Source organism: Enterobacter sp. 296B2, assembly GCF_034106185.1.
In the GTDB taxonomy this organism is placed as follows: Bacteria; Pseudomonadota; Gammaproteobacteria; order Enterobacterales; family Enterobacteriaceae; genus Enterobacter; species Enterobacter cloacae_N.
In genome coordinates, this window is record NZ_JAWNCA010000011.1 from 1 (window position 1) to 22,643 (window position 22,643).

The 22,643-nt window shown below is 59.9% G+C and carries 22 protein-coding genes; 9 read left to right on the forward strand and 13 right to left on the reverse strand.

Features of this window, described 5'->3' with window-relative positions; genetic code table 11:
• Positions 1-156: 156 nt before the first annotated feature.
• Complete coding sequence (gene cho, locus URZ40_RS10275; RefSeq protein WP_116341156.1) at positions 157-1,035, forward strand: excinuclease Cho; 879 nt, start codon at positions 157-159, stop codon at positions 1,033-1,035.
• Here the strand turns inward: cho and ves are convergent.
• From ves to URZ40_RS10310, 7 genes are all read right to left on the reverse strand, one after another.
• A complete protein-coding gene (gene ves / locus URZ40_RS10280; protein WP_045261590.1) occupies positions 1,013-1,570 on the reverse strand; it encodes an environmental stress-induced protein Ves in 558 nt (185 codons plus the stop codon). The genes cho and ves overlap by 23 nt on opposite strands.
• 298 nt (positions 1,571-1,868) lie before the next feature.
• Positions 1,869-2,363: an ATP-independent periplasmic protein-refolding chaperone Spy gene (gene spy, locus URZ40_RS10285; protein WP_116340531.1), complete on the reverse strand. Its 495-nt coding sequence runs from the start codon at positions 2,361-2,363 to the stop codon at positions 1,869-1,871.
• A gap of 336 nt (positions 2,364-2,699) precedes the next feature.
• A complete protein-coding gene (gene astE, locus URZ40_RS10290; protein WP_116340533.1) occupies positions 2,700-3,665 on the reverse strand; it encodes a succinylglutamate desuccinylase in 966 nt (321 codons plus the stop codon).
• Between the two features lie 10 nt (positions 3,666-3,675).
• Positions 3,676-5,001 (reverse strand): N-succinylarginine dihydrolase, encoded by a 1,326-nt coding sequence (gene astB / locus URZ40_RS10295; protein ID WP_320720505.1) that lies wholly within the window; start codon positions 4,999-5,001, stop codon positions 3,676-3,678.
• Positions 4,988-6,475, reverse strand: a complete 1,488-nt coding sequence (gene astD, locus URZ40_RS10300; RefSeq protein WP_163328914.1) for a succinylglutamate-semialdehyde dehydrogenase — start codon at positions 6,473-6,475, stop codon at positions 4,988-4,990. The genes astB and astD overlap by 14 nt, the downstream gene beginning before the upstream one ends.
• Positions 6,472-7,506 (reverse strand): arginine N-succinyltransferase, encoded by a 1,035-nt coding sequence (astA, locus tag URZ40_RS10305; protein ID WP_116340539.1) that lies wholly within the window; start codon positions 7,504-7,506, stop codon positions 6,472-6,474. Before astA ends, astD begins: the two co-directional genes overlap by 4 nt.
• Positions 7,503-8,723 carry an aspartate aminotransferase family protein gene (locus URZ40_RS10310; RefSeq protein ID WP_116340541.1) on the reverse strand — a complete coding sequence of 407 codons (1,221 nt, stop codon included), beginning with the start codon at positions 8,721-8,723 and terminating at the stop codon, positions 7,503-7,505. Before URZ40_RS10310 ends, astA begins: the two co-directional genes overlap by 4 nt.
• Before the next feature lie 433 nt (positions 8,724-9,156).
• On the opposite strand from URZ40_RS10310, the gene xthA reads away from it, so the two are divergent.
• The 6 genes from xthA to URZ40_RS10340 all read left to right on the forward strand — a co-directional run bounded on the left by xthA (position 9,157) and on the right by URZ40_RS10340 (position 15,332).
• On the forward strand, positions 9,157-9,963 hold the full coding sequence (gene xthA / locus URZ40_RS10315; protein WP_116340543.1) for an exodeoxyribonuclease III: 807 nt from the start codon (positions 9,157-9,159) through the stop codon (positions 9,961-9,963).
• Between the two features lie 57 nt (positions 9,964-10,020).
• Positions 10,021-10,653: a TVP38/TMEM64 family protein gene (locus URZ40_RS10320; protein ID WP_243865731.1), complete on the forward strand. Its 633-nt coding sequence runs from the start codon at positions 10,021-10,023 to the stop codon at positions 10,651-10,653.
• A 15-nt stretch (positions 10,654-10,668) separates the two neighbouring features.
• A complete protein-coding gene (locus URZ40_RS10325; RefSeq protein WP_407065512.1) occupies positions 10,669-11,829 on the forward strand; it encodes an ABC transporter substrate-binding protein in 1,161 nt (386 codons plus the stop codon).
• Positions 11,802-13,331 (forward strand): thiamine ABC transporter permease, encoded by a 1,530-nt coding sequence (locus URZ40_RS10330; RefSeq protein WP_320720506.1) that lies wholly within the window; start codon positions 11,802-11,804, stop codon positions 13,329-13,331. The genes URZ40_RS10325 and URZ40_RS10330 overlap by 28 nt, the downstream gene beginning before the upstream one ends.
• Complete coding sequence (locus URZ40_RS10335; protein ID WP_316378937.1) at positions 13,331-13,951, forward strand: ATP-binding cassette domain-containing protein; 621 nt, start codon at positions 13,331-13,333, stop codon at positions 13,949-13,951. Before URZ40_RS10330 ends, URZ40_RS10335 begins: the two co-directional genes overlap by 1 nt.
• A gap of 73 nt (positions 13,952-14,024) precedes the next feature.
• Positions 14,025-15,332 carry a sulfurtransferase gene (locus URZ40_RS10340; protein ID WP_316378936.1) on the forward strand — a complete coding sequence of 436 codons (1,308 nt, stop codon included), beginning with the start codon at positions 14,025-14,027 and terminating at the stop codon, positions 15,330-15,332.
• Here URZ40_RS10340 and URZ40_RS10345 read toward each other — a convergent pair.
• Positions 15,329-15,946 carry a CDP-alcohol phosphatidyltransferase family protein gene (locus URZ40_RS10345; protein WP_316378935.1) on the reverse strand — a complete coding sequence of 206 codons (618 nt, stop codon included), beginning with the start codon at positions 15,944-15,946 and terminating at the stop codon, positions 15,329-15,331. The genes URZ40_RS10340 and URZ40_RS10345 overlap by 4 nt on opposite strands.
• Positions 15,939-16,508 (reverse strand): carboxymuconolactone decarboxylase family protein, encoded by a 570-nt coding sequence (locus URZ40_RS10350; protein ID WP_163328898.1) that lies wholly within the window; start codon positions 16,506-16,508, stop codon positions 15,939-15,941. The genes URZ40_RS10345 and URZ40_RS10350 overlap by 8 nt, the downstream gene beginning before the upstream one ends.
• 75 nt (positions 16,509-16,583) lie before the next feature.
• On the opposite strand from URZ40_RS10350, the gene URZ40_RS10355 reads away from it, so the two are divergent.
• Positions 16,584-17,000 (forward strand): pyrimidine (deoxy)nucleoside triphosphate diphosphatase, encoded by a 417-nt coding sequence (locus URZ40_RS10355; protein WP_116340559.1) that lies wholly within the window; start codon positions 16,584-16,586, stop codon positions 16,998-17,000.
• Here the strand turns inward: URZ40_RS10355 and URZ40_RS10360 are convergent.
• Entirely contained in the window at positions 16,960-17,232 is a 273-nt protein-coding gene (locus tag URZ40_RS10360) for a YnjH family protein (protein WP_028012780.1), read from the reverse strand. The genes URZ40_RS10355 and URZ40_RS10360 overlap by 41 nt on opposite strands.
• Before the next feature lie 227 nt (positions 17,233-17,459).
• Here URZ40_RS10360 and gdhA point away from each other — a divergent pair, with 227 nt between their 5' ends.
• Positions 17,460-18,803: an NADP-specific glutamate dehydrogenase gene (gene gdhA / locus URZ40_RS10365; RefSeq protein ID WP_061098517.1), complete on the forward strand. Its 1,344-nt coding sequence runs from the start codon at positions 17,460-17,462 to the stop codon at positions 18,801-18,803.
• A gap of 71 nt (positions 18,804-18,874) precedes the next feature.
• Here gdhA and URZ40_RS10370 read toward each other — a convergent pair whose 3' ends face one another.
• From URZ40_RS10370 to URZ40_RS10380, 3 genes are all read right to left on the reverse strand, one after another.
• On the reverse strand, positions 18,875-20,782 hold the full coding sequence (locus tag URZ40_RS10370) for a DNA topoisomerase III (RefSeq protein WP_316378934.1): 1,908 nt from the start codon (positions 20,780-20,782) through the stop codon (positions 18,875-18,877).
• A gap of 4 nt (positions 20,783-20,786) precedes the next feature.
• Complete coding sequence (selD, locus tag URZ40_RS10375) at positions 20,787-21,830, reverse strand: selenide, water dikinase SelD (RefSeq protein WP_163328894.1); 1,044 nt, start codon at positions 21,828-21,830, stop codon at positions 20,787-20,789.
• Positions 21,831-21,946: 116 nt separating this feature from the next.
• Positions 21,947-22,498, reverse strand: coding sequence for an NAD(P)H nitroreductase (locus tag URZ40_RS10380; protein WP_116340567.1), 552 nt, complete (start codon positions 22,496-22,498; stop codon positions 21,947-21,949).
• Between the last annotated feature and the right edge of the window lie 145 nt (positions 22,499-22,643).

Sequence of the window (22,643 nt, forward strand, 5' to 3'; positions counted from 1 at the left end):
AACCCCCCCCATCCCACAACTCGTCCCCCACGCCACCTCGGGAGTGGGCGTCGGCCCCCCCCCCCCCCCCCCCCCCCCCCCCCGCCGCCACCCGGCTCTTTTTTAACCACAGCACACCTGCTACACTGTATACCTGAACAGTATATGGAGCAGTATGTGAGCAGGCGTCAATCCGCCCCGCGTCTTGAGTTTGAAGCGGCGGCTATCTATGAATATCCCGAACATCTCCGCCCCTGGCTTGAGGCGTTGCCCAAACAGCCGGGCGTGTACATCTTTCACGGTGAAAGCGAGACCCTGCCGCTCTACATCGGCAAAAGCGTTAACATTCGCAGCCGGGTGTTATCCCACCTGCGTACCCCGGACGAGGCCGCCATGCTGCGCCAGTCGCGCCGCATTACCTGGTTCCAGACGGCGGGAGAAATGGGCGCGCTGTTGCTGGAAGCCCGGCTGATAAAGGAGCAGCAGCCGCTCTTTAATAAGCGCCTGCGACGCAACCGCCAGCTCTGCTCCCTGCAGATCGCCGACGGCAAGCCGCAGGTGGTGTACGCCCGCGAAGTCGATTTTTCACATGCCCCTAATCTCTTTGGATTATTCGCAAACAAGCGTGCGGCCCTGCAGTCTCTCCAGGCGCTCGCCGACGAGCTGCAGCTATGCTACAGCCTTTTAGGGTTAGAGGGCACCACGCGGGGCCGCGCCTGTTTCCGCTCTGCGCTGAAGCGCTGCGCAGGTGCCTGCTGCGGGAAAGAGAGCCTTGAGGCGCATCACGCCCGCCTCCTCGCGGGCCTGGCGGGGATCAGCGTCAACTGCTGGCCGTGGGACGGCGCCGTTGCGCTAAAAGAGGTGGGTGAAACCATGACGCAGTATCACATCGTCAATAACTGGCTCTGGCTGGGGGCTGTCGATGATTTAAGCGACGCGGCAACCCTGTTGCGCACCCCCGCCGGATTCGACCACGACGGCTACAAAATCCTCTGCAAGCCCGTCTTAGCGGGCAAGTTCGAGGTCATCGCGCTCAGTGACCCGGCAGCCAGTTAATTTCACTGAACAGCAGGGTACCCTGTGACTCCAGCAGACGCAGAGTATGGGTCCCCTCCTGCCAGCTGGCGCCCTGATCGGCCGTCAGCAATTTATCACCCAGCTGCCACGCCCCGCTTAATACAAACACCACGCCTCCGCGCGAGCCAAAGGTGGTAAAGGTACGATCGGCAACCCGTACCTTCGCCTGACAGCAGTCGCGCCGGGTCATGATGTTGAAGTCCATCGCCATCCTGCCATCGGAAAGCAGCGCCTTCACCGGCAAATCGCCGGCAAAACTGTAAGGCTGATGCTGTTTAAGGGTATGGCAGAACGCCTGACCGGCATCCAGCGTCACCTCCCCGCCTTCCAGCAGCGTAATTACCCGGTCGACACCGGGAAACGAGGAGAATTCTCCGTTGCTGGCGATGGTCGCGATACTGGCACGCCAGAAAAAATCGCGCGTCGCGGGAGGAATACAGCAAATTTCTCGCGTTTCGCCGGCACCATTGCGCCAGAGGCTGACCGGCATCTTACGAATATCAAAGAACTCCATCACCACTCCTGAATGGCACAACCCGTGCCAGGGCAAGGATATCGCTATCCTTGCAGTCTTGTTTGTTATCGTTAGAGATTCACAGACCCAGTATCGGCAGCAGAGCGGGCAGGCCTTAGAGGAGCGTTAGTAAAAAAAGCTAACGCCATGACTCTACAAACATTCTCTGAAGCGACTACAGGAGAATACCGCGCTGGCGGCGGCAGACAAGAGGGCAGAATAGAAAAACCGCCGGTCCTGTCCACAGCGATTGCGCTTTTGTGGACAGGATCCCGGCGGTCTTAAGAGAGTGAACCGATTATTCGGTTGGTGCTGGCATTTTACCTTCCATCGCCGGACGTTCTGTCAGACGCTTCTCAAAATTGGCATTAAACTGTTTTTTCTGTTCCGGAGTCAGAATGTTGTAGATCTTGTTCTGGGTTTCCATGTGAGCCAGCATGCGGGCTTTATGCTGCTCGGCCATTTTGTCGATCTGCGCTTCAGCTTTCGCCTTATCGAAGCTGTCGCTGGCAATGATGTCATGCATTGCGCGGCGCTCTTCCAGCGGAGGACGCTTCATCTGGTCGCGCTGGCTTTTCATGATCTCGCGGATCTGCTGCTTCTGCGCGTCCGTCAGGTTCAGATCTTTAAACATCATCATTTCATGGTGCATACCCGGCTTGCCTTGATGATGCATCATCATTTTGCCCTCAGCCGGCGCGGCAGCGGTGGTTGCGGTATCTGCGGCGAACGCCATGCTGGTAGCGCCCAGAGCCAGGGTAGAAGCAACAAACAGTGCAGTAAACTTACGCATAATTTATTTCCTTTCTTTCAGTTATTCTTCGGCGCTATGCCGTGTTGACGAGATTAACTTTACGGGGTTTATCGTCAATTAGTCAGAGCAACGGTAAAACAATGAAAGTGTAAAAAACAATTTTTCGCCAAATGTGGAGAAAATAAGGATAAAGCGTGGAGAGTTGCAATAAAAAATATTCAACGCGATGATTTTAAAGATATTTAGCAGAAGTATAACGGAGTGAAGGTGAATAATAAAGCAATTCGCTAGGAATATTCCGTAAAACAAGTCAGAGCGCTTTAATCGCTAAGAAAACATTTTTACTTCCCCTCCCGGATGACGAGAGGGGAAAGGTCAGGAGAGTTTTTCCAGCATCAGACCGGCTCGCAGGCCAAACGCCACTGTGGGGTTAGGGAACAGCACATATTCGGTTGTTTTCTGCACCTCATAACGATCTTCGCCATCTTCCGCAAGCAGCGCCCCTTTGCGAAACGGCGTGAAGTTCAGGGTATGCGCGGCCATATGAAGCTGGAAAGCATTGCTACGGCGGGTGATCTGCTGTACGACCCGGTACCGCTCAACGGGCTGATGTGCGTGCTCGGGAGCTGTCCCACCGAGCAGCGCCCGAAGCGCGAGACGCGTTGGCGCAAAGCGCGTAAGATCGTTCTGTCCGAACGGTAGTGCTTTTCCCAGCTCCAGCGTACAGGACAGCGCACCGAAGTTTTCACAGGTAAAGTGCGTAAACGTTCCGCCCGGCGACTGATGGAACACCAGCGCCTCCAGCCCGGCATCCCCGAGCCAGCTCAAAAAGCCCTCATCCCACGGCTGATTGCGCTGCGGCAGAACGCCGAAGCGCACATGGTAAGAGGCGCGAATCGCCGTATGCAGATCGAGATGCCAGCGCGCTGGCCCCGCCGCGGCAAAAAACGTCGTCACGACGTTCTCCAGCCACTGAGCGCGCGCTGTTTCGTCGCTCTGCGGGAACTGCGACCAGCGACCGCCAAACATGCGGTTAATATCACTCACCAGGTACCGTTTGTTTTGCGCCAGCGCAGGCGGGTTGCCAAGCACCACCAGCACGCGGCACGCAAGGGTGATTTCTCCGCGATAAAGCGCGCGCAGCAGCCCATCGACAATCTCAACGGGTGCGGTTTCATTCCCGTGAATCCCAGTGGAAAGCAGCAGCGAGAGATCGCTTTTTGCGCTCGGCGTCAGCTCAAGCACCCCGCGCCCCTGCCACCGCCAGCGGAATGAGGGGCCTTCCCCCTCGCTCTGCTCCGGCGTTTCATCCGCCAGGGTCAGCGCCAGTAAATTTTCCATACCCACTCCTCTAGCGCTGGAACGGATAAACCGATCCCAGCTGCAGGATTGTCGATAACGCGTCCAGCGCCTCGCGCCCTTCGCGCAGCAGCTGCGGGTCGACCAGATCGGCCAGCGTTAACCGGTCGCGATAGTAGCGATCTACCCAGTCGTTCAGGGTGTTGAACAGCGCCTCATTCATCATCACAGCCGGGTTAACGGCCTGCATTTCATTCGACGTTAACACGACCCGCAGGCGCAGACAGGCGGGACCACCGCCGTTGGCCATGCTTTCGCGCAGGTCAAAGACGCGAAGCTCGTCAATCGGGTTATCGGCCTTCACCAGTTCAGTGAGATAGCGCCACACGCCCTGATGATCCCGGGACTCCTGCGGTAGCACCAGCATCATGCTACCGTCATCGCGGCTCAGCAGTTGGCTGTTGAACAGATAGGTTTCGACCGCGTCCTGCACGCTGATCGCCTGCGTTGGCACCTGAATCGGCATAAAGCCGGGCACGCGTTCGCGCAGCGTGGCAAGCAGCTTCTCCTGATGGGCAAAGGCCTGCTCATGGCAGAACAGCACCTGGCGGTTGGACACGGCAATCACGTCGTTATGAAACACCCCCTGATCGATCACCTGCGGGTTCTGCTGGGCAAAAATAACCTGTGAGGGATTGACCTGGTTCAGGCGGGCCACCGCCTGGCTGGCCGCCAGCGTCTGACGCGCTGGATAACGGACCGGGGCGGAATGCCCGCCCTCCTCGCGCCCGTAGATGAACAGCTGCACGGCGGGATCGCCGTAATCGCCTCCCAGACGGTTATGGTTGGCCGCACCTTCGTCGCCAAACATCGCCACCTGCGGCAGGGCCTGATGGACCTCAAAATAGTCGTCATGCTTGAAAATGGCGCGCAGCACGCGCTCGGTGGTGTCCGCTTCGGTGGCGCGGTGGAATTTGTTGTTCAGGTTCGCCACCGTCAGGTGGACTTTGCCATCCAGCGTATCGGCTGACGGGGCGACGGTCGCCGCGTTGGCCACCCACATTGAGGAGGCGGAGCTCGCGGCAGAGAGCAGGTGCGGCGTCTGCGTGCCCGCTTTTTCGACCACCTGCTCATCGCTGCCGGTGAAACCGAGCTGGCGCAGCACGGCCACGTTCGGGCGTTCCTGCGGCGGGATCACCGCCTGCGGGAAACCGGCATCCGCCAACGCCTTCATTTTTAGCAGCCCCTGCTTCGCCGCCAGTTTCGGGTTGGAGACCTGAAAACGGTGCTTCGTCGAGGCTTCGTTACCAAAAGAGAGACCGGCATAGTGGTGCGTAAGCCCCACCAGCCCGTCAAAGTTAACTTCACGCGCTTTCATGTCGAGCCCCTTCGCTAAAGTCCAGCCCCGGGTTGAGCGTCTCCGGCAGCGTCAGCGCCGGGGTTTCCAGGCTCGCCATCGGCCACGCACAGTAATCGGCGGCATACCACGCGCTGGCGCGATGGTTACCGGATGCCCCTACGCCGCCGAACGGCGCGGTGCTCGCCGCCCCGGTCAGCGGTTTATTCCAGTTCACGATCCCGGCGCGCGCCTCCAGCAGCAGGCGATCAAACTTCTCGCGATGCGGTGAAATCAGCCCGCTCGACAGGCCGTAGCGGGTGTTATTGGCCATCGCAATGGCCGCGTCAAAATCGTCGTAACGCCAGACGCACAGCAGCGGGCCAAACACCTCTTCATCCGGCACGTTGCTCGCGCCACTCATCTCAACGATGCCCGGCGTCAGCAGCGAGGTACCCGGCTGAACCTGCTTCGGCTCCAGCAGGCTTTTCGCGCCGCGCGCGACGTGGTCCTGCCAGGCCTTCAGCACGTTCAGCGCGGCCTGTTCTGAAATCAGCCCGCCGATAAACGGTTGCGGGTCGGCATCCCACGCGGCAGGCACCAGACGCGCGCTCACCTCTACCAGACGTTTCAGGAAGGCATCCCCCTGCGCGCCGCGCTTGACCAGCAGGCGGCGAGCGCAGGTACAGCGCTGTCCGGCGGTAATAAAGGCGGACTGGATCGTCAGGTGCACCGCGGCGTCGATATCGTCAGGGTCTTCCACAATCAGCGGGTTGTTGCCCCCCATCTCCAGCGCCAGGATTTTTTCCGGCTGGCCCGCCAGCTGGCGGTGCAGCTGATAACCCGTTCCGGCGCTGCCGGTAAACAGCAGGCCGTCAATATCGCTCAGCGCACTGAGCGCCTGGCCGGTTTCCCGTCCGCCCTGCACGAGGTTCAGTACGCCCGGCGGCAGGCCAGCCTGTTCCCATAGCTTCACCACTGCCTCGCCGGTTAACGGCGTGAGCTCGCTCGGTTTGAAGATAACGGTATTGCCCGCCAGCAGCGCGGGCACAATGTGGCCATTCGGCAGATGCCCCGGGAAGTTATACGGGCCAAACACCGCCAGCACGCCGTGCGGACGGTGGCGCAGCGTGGCCGCGCCGTCCGGCATCTCGGTATGTTGTTCGCCGGTGCGGGTGTGGTACGCCTTGACCGAAATGGCGATCTTATTAATCATCGCCGTCACTTCGGTTGCCGCTTCCCAGCGCGGTTTACTGGTTTCAGACGCGATGATGCGCGTCAGTTCGGCTTTGTTCGCCTCCAGCAGACCGGCAAACTTTTCAACAATCCCCTGGCGCTCGGTGAAAGGCTGTTTTGCCCACGCGGGAAACGCGCGGCGCGCGGCACGGCAGGCCTGCTCGACCTGCGCGGCGCTGGCGTCATTCCCCTTCCAGAGAACTTCTTTTCCAACCGGATTGGTCTTTGTGCGCTGTTCGCCTTCGCCCGTGACCCAGTCACCGTTAATCCATAATGTCATGCTGTTTTCTCCTCAGGGCAGAGACGCACCAGGCGAACCGTATCGCCGGCGTTACATTTCAGGGCATCCAGCTCAGCAGCCGTCAGCACCAGACGTTCACATTTCGGGTTGGCCCGCACCAGCATGGCACGGAAGTTGGCGTAATTTTCGTTCGCCACCAGGCAAGCCGGCCAGTCACCCGGCGCAGGCTGGCCTTCAGATACCTCAACCAGGCGGCTTTTGCGGATCGCGCGCACGCGGTCAATATCACACTCAAGCGTCGGTCCGCCGTCAAAGATGTCGACGTAGTTACGGTAGCGGAAGCCCTCTTTCTCCAGCACCGCACGGGCAGGCGCGGTTTGCGGATGCACTTCACCGATCACCGCCTGCGCTTCCGGCGTTAAGAAATGGGTATAGATAGGATGTTTAGGCATCAGCTCGGCAATAAAGGCCTTCTGGCCCGTGCCGCAGAGATAGTCCGCCCGGCTGAACTCCATCGAGAAGAAGCGCTCGCCCAGGCTTTCCCAGAAGGGAGAGTAGCCTTTGTCGTCGATCACGCCGCGCATCTCTGCCACCACTTTTTCATTAAAGCGATCGCGGAAGGCGGCCATAAACATAAAGCGAGATTTGGAGAGCAGATAGCCGTTGCCCTCTTTGCGCCACGCCGGGTCGAGGAACAGCGTGCACAGCTCGCTGGCGCCCGTGTGGTCATTACAGAGAAACAGCGTGGGCAGCGCGTTATAGACGTTCAGCTCTTTCGAGGCATGAACCATGGTGCCGACGCGGTAGTTGTACCACGGGTCGTTAAGCCCGACGGCCACTTCGATGGCGCAAATCCCGGCCACGCTCCCCGTGTCGGTGTCTTCCAGCACGAACACGTAACCCTGTTCGCTTTTTGGCAACGTCCCCTGCCAGGTTTGCAGGGCGCGCTCAATGCGCGCCGACAGCGTTTTTTCATCGGCAGGAAGCGAGGTCAGCCCGCCTCCCGTCTTACCGGCAAGCTGCATGAGCCCGGCGATATCGTCGCGCTCAACGGGACGGATGACCATCATGATGACACCCCGGATTTCACCTTTTCACACGCCAGCGCAAAACGGTCCAGACCGGTTTGCACCTCTTCCTCGCTGACGATCAGCGCAGGCGCAAAACGCACCACGTTGGCACCGGCAATCAGCACCATCACGCCCACTTTTGCCGCTTCCTGTGAAATAAGTTTAGCTTTTCCGGCAAACTCAGCGGTGAGCTCGCAGCCGATTAACAGCCCCAGACCGCGAATTTCTTTAAACAGGCCAAGCTTGCCGTTGATGGCGTTCAGGCGCTCAACGAACCACTCGTGACGCTGTTTAACGCCCTTCAGCACCTCAGGTGTGTTAATGATGTCAAGAACCTGTCCGGCGACGGCGGTCGCCAGCGGGTTGCCGCCGTAGGTCGTGCCGTGCGTGCCCACGGTCATCACGCTGGCGAATTTATCGGTAGTCAGCGTCGCGCCAATCGGGAAGCCGCCGCCCAGCGCTTTGGCGGTAGAGAGCACGTCCGGCGTCACGCCGTAGTGCATATAGGCATACAGCTCGCCGGTGCGGCCCACGCCGGTCTGCACTTCGTCGAAGATCAGGACCGCGTTGTGACGGTCGCACAGCTCGCGCAGCCCCTGAAGGAATGCCTTTTGCGCCGGAAGCACGCCGCCCTCGCCCTGCATCGGCTCGACGATCACCGCGCAGGTGGTGTCGTTAATCAGCTCGCTGGCGGACTGCAGGTCGTTATAGATGCCGTGGCGAATATCCGGCGGCAGCGGGGCAAAATCCTGTGAATAAGAAGGCTGGCCGCCCGCGCTCACGGTAAAGAGCGTGCGTCCATGGAAGGCATTTTTAAACGCCACAATCCCACTTTTGTGCGTACCAAACTTATCGTGGGCATATTTGCGCGCCAGCTTCAGCGCCGCTTCATTGGCTTCCGCCCCGGAGTTACAGAAAAAGACTTTTTCGGCAAAGGTCGCGTCAATCAGCTTTTTCGCCAGGCGCAGTGCGGGTTCGTTGGTAAAGCCATTGCCGGTATGCCAGAACTTCGCCGCCTGGTCATTCAGCGCCTGACGCAGTGCAGGGTGCGCATGACCCAGCGCATTGACCGCAATCCCACCTGCAAAGTCGATATATTCTTTACCCTGCTGATCCCACAGGCGTGAGCCTTCCCCGCGAACCGGAATAAAAGCCGCCGGAGCGTAAACCGGCATCATCCATTCATCGAAATTTTCACGCGTAATTGACAGAGACATAGCGACCTCATCCGGTAAATAAAAAGTTATTTGAATGTTAAATAATTGAGTGTTTGCACTGTGAATGTAGATTGCAGCCTTCGTGCCAGCCAGCGATAAAATTGCATAAACGGGTTGAGGTAACAGAATATCAACAAGTTACAACATGGAGTTATTCACTGTTAGTGCATAAAAAGTGAATATTTTTACGACAAGCGGCGCTTTGCCGCATGAAAATCAGAAAGAGTATGCAGAGGCCAAATATAATTCTGGAATTGTGATCGCTCGCGAAATTTATCGGCCATTTACGCCCTCTTTGGGGGCGAAGCGCGTCAGAATGGTGCAAATATTGCACCACCGGCATGATCTGTCGCAGTTATTGGTCGAACCCGGTAACAGTTGACGCAAATTCTGCTACCATCCATGCACTATTCACCTTGCACTGGCAGCGACTATGAAATTTGTCTCTTTTAATATCAACGGCCTGCGCGCCCGCCCCCATCAGCTTGAAGCCATTGTTGAGCAACATCAGCCAGATGTGATCGGCCTGCAGGAGACCAAGGTTCACGACGACATGTTCCCCCTCGAAGAGGTGGCGAAACTTGGCTATAACGTCTTTTACCACGGTCAGAAAGGTCACTATGGCGTCGCGCTGCTCACCAAAGATACGCCGGTTTCCGTGCGCCGCGGCTTCCCCGGCGACGGAGAAGAAGCGCAGCGCCGCATCATCATGGCGGAAGTGCCTTCCGCGCTCGGGAACATCACGGTCATTAACGGCTATTTCCCGCAGGGCGAGAGCCGCGATCACGAGACAAAATTCCCGGCCAAAGCGAAGTTTTATCAGGATCTACAGAATTACCTGACGACCGAACTGAAAAAAGAGAATCCGGTGCTGATCATGGGCGACATGAACATCAGCCCGACGGATCTCGATATCGGCATCGGCGAAGAGAACCGCAAGCGCTGGCTGCGCACCGGCAAATGTTCTTTCCTGCCGGAAGAGCGTGAGTGGATGGAGCGCCTGCTGGGCTGGGGCCTGGTGGATACCTTCCGCAGTGCCAACCCGGAAACGCAGGATCGCTTCTCGTGGTTTGACTACCGCTCAAAGGGCTTTGACGACAACCGCGGCCTGCGTATCGATCTGCTGCTGGCCAGCACGCCGCTGGCAGAGCGCTGCATCGAAACCGGAATCGACTACGACATCCGCAGCATGGAAAAACCGTCGGACCACGCGCCGGTATGGGCTAAATTCAAGCTGTAATCGCGCGTGAACATGCGAAAAACACTTTTCCTGTGCGCCCTTCTGGGCGCATTTCTTATGACATTTGTCTTTCTGCCGCCTGACACGCTCTCTCTGGCAGGAATTAAAACGCATCAGCAGACGTTACTCTCCCATGTCGACCGCGCGCCGCTGCGTAGCGCGCTGATCTTCTTTGCGCTTTATGTTGCGGTTTCCGCCCTGTCAATACCCGGCGCAGCAGTTCTGACCCTGCTGGGCGGGGCGTTATTCACGCTGTGGGAAGGCACCGTGCTGGTTTCGTTTGCCTCCACGCTCGGGGCCACGCTGGCGATGCTCGCCAGCCGTTACCTGCTGCGCGACTGGGTGCAACGGCAGTTTGCCCGTCAGATGACAACGGTGAATGCCGGCATGGCTCGCGACGGCACGGGGTATCTTTTTGCCCTGCGCCTGATGCCGCTGTTCCCGTTTTTTCTGGTGAATTTGCTCATGGGGCTGACACGCATCACGGTGCGGCGCTACTGGTGGGTCAGCCAGGTCGCCATGCTGCCCGCGACGGTTGTCTTTCTGAACGCCGGGCGGGAGCTGGGAAAAGTGGCATCGCTTCGCGATATTTTGTCGCCGGGCATGGTATTCGCCTTTACACTACTGGGGTTATTACCGCTGGCCACGCGCCGGCTCTTATCCCGCTATCTCCCTTCTGCTAAAAAGTGAGGCATTATGCGCCGTGTGCGTTTTTGCACGTTTCTGACCGGTCTGCTGTTGGCAGCCCCCCTCTATGCCGCCGAAGGCTGGCAAACTGTTCAACAGCAGGCCAAAGGCCAGACCGTCTGGTTTAACGCCTGGGGCGGCGATCCGGCGGTCAACCGCTACCTTGAGTGGGTTAGCGGTGAGATGCAAACGCACTATGCCATTACGCTAAAAATCGTCCCGCTGGCGGATGCCGCCGATGCGGTCAAACGTATCCAGACCGAAGCCACTTCAGGGCGAAAGACCAACGGCTCGGTCGACCTGCTGTGGGTCAACGGCGAAAACTTCCGCACCCTGAAAGAGGCTAACCTGCTGCAAACCGGGTGGGCGCAGAGGTTGCCTAACTGGCGCTATGTCGATACCCGCAAACCCGTCACGGAAGATTTTGCCATTCCCACAGACGGCGCGGAGTCGCCGTGGGGCGGCGCGCAGCTGACCTTTATCGCCCGCCGGGTCAGCATGCCGACGCCGCCAGAAGATCCTCAGGCGCTGCTGGCGTACGCGCAGCAGCACCCGGGCAAAGTCAGCTATCCTCGCCCGCCCGATTTTACCGGCACGGCCTTTCTGGAGCAGCTGCTGCTGACGCTTGCGGCGCATCCCGAGGCGTTACAAAAAGCGCCTGACGCTACGTTTGCCCAGGTTACGGCGCCGCTCTGGGCCTACCTCGATAAGCTGCACCCACTGCTGTGGCGTGAAGGAAAAGATTTCCCTCCCTCTCCCGCCCGGATGGATGCCCTGCTTGCCAGCGGCAGTCTGAATCTGTCGCTGACCTTTAACCCGGCGCACGCGCAGCAAAAAGTGGCGAGCGGCGAGCTGCCTGCCGACAGCTACAGCTTTGGTTTTCGCGACGGGATGCTCGGCAACGTGCATTTTGTGGCTGTTCCGGCCAATGCCAGCGCGAGTGCGGGGGCGAAAGTGGTCGCCAATTTCCTGCTGTCGCCGCAGGCGCAGATCCGCAAGGCCGACCCGGCAGTCTGGGGAGACCCGAGCGTGCTGGATGCGAAAACGCTGCCCGAAGTTGAAGCGAAACAGCTGCAGGCCCATATGCCGCAGGGGCTGCCGAAGATGCTCGCGGAACCGCAGTCCGCCTGGGTGAACGCGCTGGAGCAGGAATGGCTGCGTCGTTACGGCACCCGTTAAGCTGGCTTGTCTGGCTGGCGATGGCGGTGATTTATCTGCCGATCCTGCCCGCTGGCGCCATGCTGTTCGCACCGGCCTTTTCCGTAACGAACTGGCAGCGGCTGCTGAACGATCCGCAACTGCCGCAGGCAGCCGTTGCCACGCTGGTCTCAACGCTTATCGCCACGCTGGGGGCCTTGTTTATCGCCCTTTCTCTCGTGGCCCTTTTCTGGCCCGGCAACCGCTGGCGGCGCCTCAGCACGCGCCTGCCGTGGCTGCTGGCGATCCCCCACGTAGCCTTCGCCACCAGCGCGCTACTGCTGTTTGCCGAGGGCGGTCTGTTGTATCAGGTTTGTACCGTCTGTTCGCCGCCGTTTGACCGCTACGGTGCCGGGCTGGGCCTGACGCTCGCGGTCAAAGAGAGCGCGTTTGTGCTGTGGGCGATTTACGCCGTGCTGCCGGAAAAAGGGCTCGCGCAGCAGAAGATCGTCCTGCAGACCTTCGGCTACGGGCGTTTTCAGACGCTCAGCTGGCTGATCCTTCCGGCGATCGCGCCCGTCCTCGGGGCGGTGATGCTGGCGGTGCTGGCGTGGTCGCTGTCGGTCGTGGACGTGGCGATCGTTCTCGGGCCCGGCAACCCGCCCACGCTGGCCGTGCTGGCCTGGCAGTGGCTGAGCCAGGGCGACGCGCAGCAGCAGGCAAAAGGGACGCTGCTGTGCCTGCTGCTCCTTTGCCTGCTGGCCGCGCTTGCCGCGCTGGGGTACGGCCTGTGGAAGGCCTGGCGTCGCGCGATTCCGGACCAGACAGGTACGCGCCGCAGGTCGCATATCGTGCTGCCTGAACGCGCATTCAGTGGGTTTCTGCCCGCCTGCGGCATCCTGTGCGCCGCCGTGCTGTTGATGCTGGCGCAACGGGACAACGTGGGTCCCGTGGGCATCAGCCTTTCCTTCGGTCTGCTTTCGAGCCTTATCGCCCTTATCGTCATTTTTCTCTGGCTGGAATTGGGGCCACAGCGAGGCGCGGCGTGGGTGTGGTTACCGCTCGCCCTTCCGGCCCTGCCTCTCGTCACCGGGCAATACGCGGTTGCTTTGCATCTGGGGCTCGATGGACGCTTTGCCGCCGTCCTCTGGGGCCATCTGCTGTGGGTGCTACCGTGGATGCTGCTGGTGCTGCAACCGGCCTGGCGGCGGATCGATCCCCGGCTTATCCTTACCGCCAGAACGCTCGGCTGGCGGCAGGAAAAAATATTCTTACTGCTGAAATGCCCCATGCTGCTGCGCCCTGCGCTGCTGGCCTTTGCCACCGGCTTTTCCGTCAGCATGGCGCAATATATGCCGACGCTCTGGCTGGGCGCGGGGCGTTTCGCCACGCTGACCACTGAGACCGTCGCGCTCAGCAGCGGGGGCAGCATCCCGGTTCTCGCGAACCGTGCCCTGGGATTATTGCTCGTCACGGGCGTCGTATTCGGCCTTGCCGCGCTGTTATCCCGGCTCGCGGGCCGCTACCGTCAAGGATTACGTTAATGCTGAAGGTAAGCAATCTCACCATCGAACCGCTTTTCCGCGGGGTCAATTTTTGCGTACCCCGCGGGGAGATTGTCACCCTGATGGGGCCGTCCGGCAGCGGCAAATCGACCCTTTTTGCCTGGATGGCCGGCGCGCTGTCAGACGAGTTTCAGGCGCGGGGCGAACTGTGGCTCGACGAACGCCGCTGCGACGGTTTGCCCGTCGAATCCCGCGGTCTGGGCATTCTTTTTCAGGACGCGCTGCTGTTTGACCCGTTCAGCGTCGGGCAAAATTTGATGCTGGCGCTGCCCGAGCGGATCGTCGGACGCGCGCGTCGGGAATCGGTCGAGCAGGCGCTGGCTTCCGCCGGGCTGAGCGGTCATTACGCCAGCGATCCGGCCACGCTTTCCGGCGGCGAGCGTGCCCGGGTTAGCCTGCTGCGCGCCCTGCTCGCAGAGCCGCAGGCGCTGCTGCTGGACGAACCGTTCAGCCGCCTTGATAAAGCGTTACGCACGACGTTCCGGGCATGGGTGTTTGACACCGTCCGCGCGCGCAATATTCCGGTGGTGCTGGTCACCCATGACAAGGACGATATTCCGCCCGGCGGCGAGGTGATGGAGATTTCTCGCTGGCAATAATGTGCTAACGCAATGTTTTCCGTTTCGGGAGAGACGACAATGCCCCCCTCTTTTACTGACGTCAGGTTATTCGATGAAACGTGTTTCTCAACTGACCGCGCTGGCCCTGATCTGCGGCCTCGCCTCTTTTTCCTCTCTGGCAGCTGATATGGCCAATACGATGACGCTGTCTCAGCTTCAGGCACAGCACGGCGCGGCAATCGACACCCGCCCCAGCGCCTTCTATAACGGCTGGCCGCAGACCCTCAGCGGCCCATCCGGGCATGAACCCGCAGCGCTCAACCTGGCTGCCGCCTGGCTTGATGCAATGAGCGACGAGCAGATTGCGCTTTGGGCCAGGCAGCATCAGCTGACGCCGGGGACGGCCATCGCGCTATACGGCGACAGTGGCGCCAGCCTGGCGGTGAAAGCCCGCCTGGAGAAAGTCGGATACCGCCACGTTTCGCTTCTCAGCGATGCCCTGCAGGTGCCCGACCGCCTTCAGCGTCTGGCGCACTTTGAACAGCTCGTCTACCCGCAGTGGATCCACCAGCTCCAGCAGGGTAAACCGGTGACCGCCGCGCCGGCGGGCGAATGGAAAGTAATTGAAGCTGCCTGGGGCGCGCCGAAGTTTTACCTGCTGAACCACATTCCCGGCGCGGGCTACATCGACACTAACGAGGTGGAAAGCGAGCCGCTGTGGAATAAAGTCTCCGACGACAGGCTGAAAGCGATGCTGGCAAAGCACGGGATCCGTCACGATACCACCGTCATTCTGTATGGCCGTGACGTTTACGCCGCCGCGCGCGTGGCACAGATTATGCTGTACGCGGGCGTGAAGGATGTGCGCATTCTCGATGGCGGCTGGAAGGCGTGGTCAGATGCCGGTCTGCCAGTTGAGCGCGGCATGCCCGCTAAAGTAGCTCCGGCCGCTGATTTTGGCGCGCCGATCCCCGGCCAGCCGCAGCTGATGGTGGATATGGAACAGGCGCGCGGCATGCTGCACCGTCAGGATGCCTCCCTGGTCAGCATTCGTTCGTGGCCGGAGTTTATCGGCGAAACCAGCGGCTACAGCTACATCAAGCCAAAAGGTGAAATTGCCGGCGCCCGCTGGGGCCATGCGGGCAGCGATGCCACCCATATGGAAGACTTCCATAACCCGGATGGCACCATGCGCAGCGCGGACGATATCGCCGCCCAGTGGAAAAGCTGGAATATCCTGCCGGAACAGCAGGTCGCGTTTTACTGCGGCACCGGCTGGCGAGCGTCAGAAACCTTTATGTACGCCCGGGCGATGGGCTGGAAGCACGTCGCCGTCTATGACGGCGGCTGGTATGAATGGAGCAGCCACCCGCAGAACCCGGTCACTACCGGCGAGCGCGGGCCGGAGAGCACTCTCTAAGGGGTGAGTGACTTCAGCGTCACGTAGCCGCTCCAGATGCGCGTTGTGGTGGTCAGCCAGCACAGCGCGCCGAATATCCACGCGAACAGCGTAAAGTGCGCCGGAAACAGGCAGCACAGCACGAACAGCGCGATGGTTTCCGTCCCTTCCGTTAACCCGCCGATATAGTAAAACGACTTGTGCGCATAGCCGGGGTTGTCGATATTATGCTTCGCGGCCAGCGCGGCAAAGGCCAGAAAACTGCTGCCGGTACCGATAAACGCAAACAGCAGCCAGGCGGCGGCCAGCGTATTCTCTGCGGGTGCAGCCAGCGCAAAGCCAAACGGCACCAGCGCGTAGAACAGAAAATCGAGGGCGATATCCAGAAACCCTCCCGCATCCGTCAGCCCTCTCCGACGCGCCAGCGCGCCGTCCAGACCATCCAGCAGGCGGTTCAGAACGATGGCAACCAGCGCCGCCAGATACCAGCCGAGGGCCAGAAACGGCAGCGCCAGCAGGCCGATGGCAAACCCGGCAAGCGTTAGCCCGTCGGGCGTAATTCCCGGCTTATCCAGCATGGAAACCAGACGGTTCAGAGCGGGCTTTACCCGCGGGTGCAGGTGACGGTCAAGCATCTGGCTTCCCTTTAAACGTGGCGCACAGCCCCTGAGCCGGAATATCCAGCGCGGCATTAAACCGGGCCGAGAGATTCTGAAAGGCAATGAGTGCCGTCATTTCAGTGATGGCATCATCCGTAAAGTGGCGTTTCATCGCCGTTTTGACGGCCTCATCCACCCGGGGTGGCGTGGCGGTCACCGCCTCCGCATATGCCAGTGCCGCGCGCTCCTGTTCACTGAACAAGTCAGAATCAGTCCAGCCGCTCACGGCCTGGACTTTATCCAGCGCGCCGCAGCGCTCGGCCAGGCGCAGGCTGTTGGCATCAATGCAGAACGCACAGTGGCACAGCTGCGATACGCGCGTCATGAGCAGCGAGCGCAGCACTGGCGTCAGGCGCGCTTTTCTGCGCTCCAGAAAGGCCACGAACAAGGCGACCAGCCAGAACAGACGCGGCATGCGTCCCCACCAGCGCGTGGGGTTCAGCACGGCGCCGAAGTGTTTTCGCTGCGCGGCGGCAATGGGTTTTACGCTCGCCGGAAGGGTTGGGATGGGCTCTACCCAGGTGGACGTCTCTTTCACCTGATTCTCCTGATGGCTGGACTCTTTGAAAGGGCACGATAATATGGCGTTTTTCGCTATCAAGTATTGACGACCATGCTAAAAACAGTCGATGTCGTTGCGGCCATCATCGAAAAAGACGACAAAATTTTACTGGCGCAGCGCCCTGCTCACGCCGACCAGCCGGGTATGTGGGAGTTCGCTGGCGGCAAAGTGGAGGCCGGAGAAACCCATCCCGAGGCGCTTATCCGCGAGCTGCGTGAAGAGCTGGGTATTGAGGCGCAGCCTGAGCAGTACGTGGCAAGCCATCAGCGCGAGGTATCACAGCGGTTAATCAACCTGCATGCCTGGCACGTGCCTACCTTCAGCGGAGAGTTAACGGCGCACTACCACAGCGCGCTGGTGTGGTGTACGCCGGAAGAGGCGCTTTGCTACAGCCTGGCCCCTGCGGATATCCCGCTGCTGGAGGCGTTTATTCTTTTACGCGCCGCCAGACCAGCGGATTCGTGCTGATGGTACGTTCATCGCGCTGGCACTGGAGCAGCACGCCATCGGCCTTCACGACGGCCCCTTCAGAATAGTTTTGATCCTGGTAGATGCAGCACTGGTTACACGGCTGCGCGCGCTGGCCGCTGGAGCTAAACACCTCCGGCGGCACATTCACTTCTACATCCGGACGAATGCGGTCAGCCTGCGCGCCTGCGGTCAACATCAATGATAACGCGGCCATCACGTAACGGTTCATAGAGTTCTCTTCCTGTTGTCTCCTGTTAATGACTATAACGGTAAATCGGGCAGAATCTTTAATTTAGCGCGTCATCGCTTTTTGTTATGACGCGGCCCGGGTCATTAATTTCCCTTTCGGCATACATTTCCGCTTGCTTCACAAAGCGGTACGGGTGGTATAGTCAAAAAAACAACACAAATCGCATAAGCAACAGACATAAATTACTATAAGAGGTTCTTATATCTATGGATCAGACACGCTCTCTGGAAAGTTTCCTTGCCCATGTTCAGCAGCGCGACCCGCACCAAAGCGAATTTGCTCAGGCTGTTCGTGAAGTAATGACCACCCTCTGGCCGTTCCTTGAAGAAAACCCGCGCTATCGTCAACTGTCGCTGCTGGAACGTCTGGTTGAGCCAGAACGCGTGATCCAGTTCCGCGTGACCTGGGTGGATGACCGCAACCAGGTGCAGGTCAACCGCGCCTGGCGCGTGCAGTTTAACTCCGCCATCGGTCCGTTTAAGGGCGGTATGCGCTTCCACCCTTCCGTGAACCTGTCGATTCTGAAATTCCTCGGCTTTGAGCAGACGTTTAAAAACGCGCTCACCACCCTGCCAATGGGCGGCGGTAAAGGCGGGAGTGATTTCGATCCCAAAGGCAAAAGCGAAGGCGAAGTGATGCGTTTCTGTCAGGCGCTGATGACCGAGCTCTACCGCCACCTCGGCCCGGACACCGACGTACCGGCGGGGGATATCGGCGTGGGGGCCCGCGAAGTGGGCTTTATGGCCGGGATGATGAAAAAACTCTCCAATAACAGCGCCTGCGTCTTTACCGGCAAAGGACTATCGTTTGGCGGCAGTCTGATCCGCCCGGAGGCGACCGGCTACGGCCTGGTTTACTTCACCGAGGCAATGCTCAAGCGTCACGGCTTAGGTTTTGAAGGGATGCGCGTGGCGGTTTCCGGCTCCGGTAACGTGGCGCAGTACGCTATCGAAAAAGCGATGCAGTTTGGCGCCCGCGTGGTGACGGCCTCCGACTCTAAGGGCACGGTAGTGGATGAAGCGGGCTTTACGGCTGAGAAGCTGGCGCGCCTGTGCGAAATCAAAGCCAGCCGCGATGGCAGACTTGCCGATTATGCCGCGGAGTTTGGCCTGACGTATCTGGAAGGTAAACAGCCGTGGGGCGTGCCGGTGGATATCGCCCTGCCGTGCGCCACGCAAAACGAGCTGGACGCGGACGCCGCGCGCACGCTGATTACCAACGGCGTGAAGGCGGTGGCCGAAGGGGCGAATATGCCGACCACTATCGAGGCGACGGATCTGTTCCTGGAGGCGGGCGTGCTGTTTGCGCCGGGCAAGGCCGCTAACGCGGGCGGCGTGGCGACCTCCGGTCTGGAGATGGCGCAAAACGCCGCGCGTCTCGGCTGGAAGGCGGAGAAAGTGGATGCACGCCTGCACCACATCATGCTGGATATTCACCACGCCTGCGTGGAGTACGGCGGTGAAGCGTCGCAGACCAACTACGTGCGCGGCGCGAATATCGCCGGGTTCGTGAAGGTAGCGGATGCGATGATTGGGCAGGGTGTGATTTAAGGTTTATATCGTACGGCCGGGTGCCCTCACCCCGGCCCTCTCCCACAGGGAGAGGGAGAAAACCGGGCGTATCAGGCCGCGCTCTTTTTCTTCTTGAACGGTTTCTTCGCACCGCCACCGGGTGCAACCATCCCTCTGAACGTTTTCACCGGCGTGCTGCGAGCCTGATCGATCAGCTGGTAAAGCGTCCCGACCAGCGGCTGCATAAAGTCCTGGTAACGACACTGCTTCTCGCTGATCTGCGTCAGCACCGATTCCCAGTGTGCGGTCATGTCCGGCCGGGCGGCCAGCTCCGGCAGAGAGTGAATTAGCGCCCGGCCCGGTTCCGTTGAGTGAATATAGCGTCCCTTTTTCTCCAGGAAACCACGCTTAAAGAGCAGCTCGATGATCCCCGCGCGGGTCGCTTCCGTACCCAGACCGTCGGTGGCGCGCAGGATCTTCTTCAGATCTTTATCCTGCACAAAGCGGGCGATCCCGGTCATGGCGGAAAGCAGCGTCGCATCGGTGAAGTGGCGCGGCGGCTGGGTCTGTCGTTCAACCACTTCGCCTTTTTCACACAGCAGTTCGTCATCTTTCGCCACCACCGGCAGCGGCGTGCCATCGTTCTCCTCGTCGCGCTCTTTGTTGCCGAGCAGCGTGCGCCAGCCAGCTTCCGCAAGGAAACGCGCCTTGGCGATAAACTTGCCTTTGGCAATCTCAAGCTCAATCACGCATTTACGGAATACCGCGTCCGGGCAGAACTGCATCAGGTACTGACGGGCGATCAGGTTATACACCTTCGCTTCGTTATCGGTCAGGTTGACGCTGCTGGCACGCGCCGTCGGGATAATCGCGTGGTGGGCATCCACCTTTTTGTCATCCCAGCAGCGGTTATGGGTATCCGGGTTAACGACGGGCTGCGGGAGCAGATCCGGCGCGTGGACGCCGATGGCGTTCATCACCGAGTGGCGTCCGGCAAAGTGCTCTTCCGGCAGATAGCGGCTGTCCGAACGCGGATAGGTGATCAGCTTGTGGGTTTCGTAAAGCTTCTGACAGATGTCCAGCACGTTCTGCGCGCTGAGACCAAAGCGCTTCGCGGCCTCAATCTGTAGAGCAGAAAGGGAGAACGGCAGCGGCGCGGGTTCTGATTCCCGTTTATCGTTATAGCTGGTGACGATAGCGGGCTGGCCGGTAATACGGTTGACCACGTGCTCCGCCAGCGGACGGTGCAGCAGCCGCCCCTCTTCGTCCTGATACGACTCGCAGGCATCGCTCGGCTGCCAGACGGCGGTAAAGCGTTCGTCTTTTGGCGTGACGATGTGGGCTTTCACTTCAAAGAAATCTTTGGCGACGAAGTTCTCAATCTCTTCATCGCGACGCACCACCAGCCCCAGCACCGGCGTCTGCACGCGGCCCACGGAGAGCACGCCCTGATAGCCCGCGTTGCGACCGAGGATAGTGTAGGCGCGGGTCATGTTGATCCCGTACAGCCAGTCGGCGCGTGCACGCGCCAGCGCGGAGACGCACAGCGGGATAAATTCGCTGTTGGCACGCAGACGCGAAATGGCACGCTCAACCGCCTGCGGGTTGAGGTCGTTGATCAGGCAGCGCTGCACCTGCTGGCGCTTTTCCGGCGCCAGCTCAAGATAGTCCAGCACTTCGTCCACCAGCAGCTGCCCCTCTCTGTCCGGGTCACCCGCGTGGACCACTTCCGTCGCTTCGTGCAGAAAACGTTTAATAACGTTGAGCTGTTTGGTAACGGACGGGCGAGGCTGAAGGCGCCACTTTTCCGGCACAATCGGCAGATCGTTGAGGTTCCAGCGGGCGTAGCGGCTGTCGTAGACGTCCGGTTGCGCCTGCTCAAGCAGGTGGCCGATACACCAGGTCACCACCTGTCCGTTACCGCATTCGATAAAGCCGTCGCCTTTGCGATGCGGCTTAGGCAGCACGTCGGCGATGGCTCGGGCCAGGCTCGGCTTTTCGGCAATAAACAACCGCATCGAATTAACGGATCTCAATCATCGGTCGGCCACCGCGCGCGGTCACCAGCTCGCCGATCGCCGTCAGGGTGATGCCAAACTCGGCCGCGGTTGCCTGTACCTCGGCTTCGGATTCCGGCGTGACCGCCAGCAGCAGACCGCCGGAAGTTTGCGGATCGCACAGCAGGTTGCGCCACTCCTCAGGCATTTCGCCCATCAGGTGACCGTAGCTGGCGAAATTGCGCTGGGTACCGCCCGGGACCGCGCCCTGGGCAATGTACTCCTCCACGCCCGGCAGCTTCGGCACGTCCTGATACCAGACCTGCGCCTGCACGCCTGCGCCCTGACAGACCTCAGAGAGGTGCCCCAGCAGGCCAAAACCGGTGACGTCGGTCATCGCCTTCACGCCGTCGATATTGGCGAACGCCGCACCGGCGAGGTTCATCTGGCACATCACTTCCGTTGCCAGGCCTTTGTGCTCTGGTTTCAGCAGGGATTTTTTCTCGGCGGTGGTAAGCACGCCAATGCCCAGCGGCTTGGTGAGGAAGAGCCTGCAGCCCGCCTGCGCGGTACTGTTGCGCTTCACGCGCTCGGTCGGCACCACGCCCGTCACGGCCAGGCCGAAGATCGGCTCCGGCGCATCAATCGAGTGGCCGCCAGCCAGGGCAATTCCCGCCTGCTGACAGGCGAAACGCCCACCATCAATCACCTCGCGGGCGATTTCCGGTGGAATGGTGTTGATCGGCCAGCCCAGAATGGCGATCGCCATGATCGGCTTACCGCCCATGGCGAAGATATCGCTGATGGCGTTGGTGGCCGCAATGCGCCCGAAGTCGAACGGGTTGTCGACAATCGGCATAAAGAAGTCAGTGGTGCTGATAATGCTGGTACCGTTACCTAAGTCATAAACCGCCGCATCGTCACGCGTTTCATTGCCGACAAGCAGGTTCGGGTCGACAAACTTCGCCTGTTCGCTGTGCAGAATGGTCTCCAGCACTTTAGGGGAAATTTTACAACCGCAACCGGCTCCGTGGCTGTACTGCGTTAAACGAATGGTTTGCTCGCTCATGGACGTCTCCTGTCATCTCAATCGCGCTATGGTAGCGCTCATTCCATAAAGAGGTAAGTATGACTGTCTGAATTCTGCGGCAGATGCTCAGAATCCAGACAGTTTAGCGCGCGTTATCAGAAACGGCTGACGAAAGGCGTGGTGTCCGGCACGCTAATGGTGCTGGAGGCTTTAAGCTGTGGGGTACCGAGGTAGAGGAAGCCGACAATTTTGTCGTGCTCACCGCAGGAGAATCCTGCCCGCACGGCAGCGCTCTCGGTCAGCGGACCGGTGCGCCAGATACCGTTAAACCCCTGCGCAACGGCGGCCATTTGCATCGCCATCACCGCACAGCCAGCAGACATTTCCTGCTCCCAGACCGGCACCTTATGGTCGGCCTGGCATTTGGCCACGACGGTAACGATCATCGGGGCGCGGAACGGCGCGTTGCGAGCTTTATCAATCCCCTTCTCATCCTGCCCAGCGGCAATCGCCCCCTGCTCCAGCAACTGACTGAAACGTTCGCGGCCTTCACCCTCAATCACAAAGAAGTGCCATGGCTGCAGCGTGCCGTGATCCGGGGCACGCATGCCGGCACGCAGAATGTTTTCCAGCTGCTCGCCCACAGGGGCAGGTTCGGCCAGACGTGACGCGCTACGACGGTTAACAAGCAGTTCGAGTGCATCCATTGGTTAACTCCTTTCTTGAAATTTACTCACAAAATTAACACGACGGCAGATTTTGTTACAGCCTGGCAGGCGATTCCTGCTGACAAGTGGCGGTTGGGTCATTACGATAACCCAACATTACCGTCCAGTGGCGACGGAAACAGTC

Bases quoted from the DNA above. Each gene is read 5' to 3' on its own strand.
- ves (WP_045261590.1), bottom strand. From the start codon at position 1,570: ATGGAGTTCTTTGATATTCGTAAGATGCCGGTCAGCCTCTGGCGCAAT.
- spy (WP_116340531.1), bottom strand. From the start codon at position 2,363: ATGCGTAAGTTTACTGCACTGTTTGTTGCTTCTACCCTGGCTCTGGGC.
- astE (WP_116340533.1), bottom strand. From the start codon at position 3,665: ATGGAAAATTTACTGGCGCTGACCCTGGCGGATGAAACGCCGGAGCAG.
- astB (WP_320720505.1), bottom strand. From the start codon at position 5,001: ATGAAAGCGCGTGAAGTTAACTTTGACGGGCTGGTGGGGCTTACGCAC.
- astD (WP_163328914.1), bottom strand. From the start codon at position 6,475: ATGACATTATGGATTAACGGTGACTGGGTCACGGGCGAAGGCGAACAG.
- astA (WP_116340539.1), bottom strand. From the start codon at position 7,506: ATGATGGTCATCCGTCCCGTTGAGCGCGACGATATCGCCGGGCTCATG.
- URZ40_RS10310 (WP_116340541.1), bottom strand. From the start codon at position 8,723: ATGTCTCTGTCAATTACGCGTGAAAATTTCGATGAATGGATGATGCCG.
- xthA (WP_116340543.1), top strand. From the start codon at position 9,157: ATGAAATTTGTCTCTTTTAATATCAACGGCCTGCGCGCCCGCCCCCAT.
- URZ40_RS10320 (WP_243865731.1), top strand. From the start codon at position 10,021: ATGACATTTGTCTTTCTGCCGCCTGACACGCTCTCTCTGGCAGGAATT.
- URZ40_RS10330 (WP_320720506.1), top strand. From the start codon at position 11,802: ATGGCTGCGTCGTTACGGCACCCGTTAAGCTGGCTTGTCTGGCTGGCG.
- URZ40_RS10335 (WP_316378937.1), top strand. From the start codon at position 13,331: ATGCTGAAGGTAAGCAATCTCACCATCGAACCGCTTTTCCGCGGGGTC.
- URZ40_RS10340 (WP_316378936.1), top strand. From the start codon at position 14,025: ATGAAACGTGTTTCTCAACTGACCGCGCTGGCCCTGATCTGCGGCCTC.
- URZ40_RS10345 (WP_316378935.1), bottom strand. From the start codon at position 15,946: ATGCTTGACCGTCACCTGCACCCGCGGGTAAAGCCCGCTCTGAACCGT.
- URZ40_RS10355 (WP_116340559.1), top strand. From the start codon at position 16,584: ATGCTAAAAACAGTCGATGTCGTTGCGGCCATCATCGAAAAAGACGAC.
- URZ40_RS10360 (WP_028012780.1), bottom strand. From the start codon at position 17,232: ATGAACCGTTACGTGATGGCCGCGTTATCATTGATGTTGACCGCAGGC.
- gdhA (WP_061098517.1), top strand. From the start codon at position 17,460: ATGGATCAGACACGCTCTCTGGAAAGTTTCCTTGCCCATGTTCAGCAG.
- URZ40_RS10370 (WP_316378934.1), bottom strand. From the start codon at position 20,782: ATGCGGTTGTTTATTGCCGAAAAGCCGAGCCTGGCCCGAGCCATCGCC.
- selD (WP_163328894.1), bottom strand. From the start codon at position 21,830: ATGAGCGAGCAAACCATTCGTTTAACGCAGTACAGCCACGGAGCCGGT.
- URZ40_RS10380 (WP_116340567.1), bottom strand. From the start codon at position 22,498: ATGGATGCACTCGAACTGCTTGTTAACCGTCGTAGCGCGTCACGTCTG.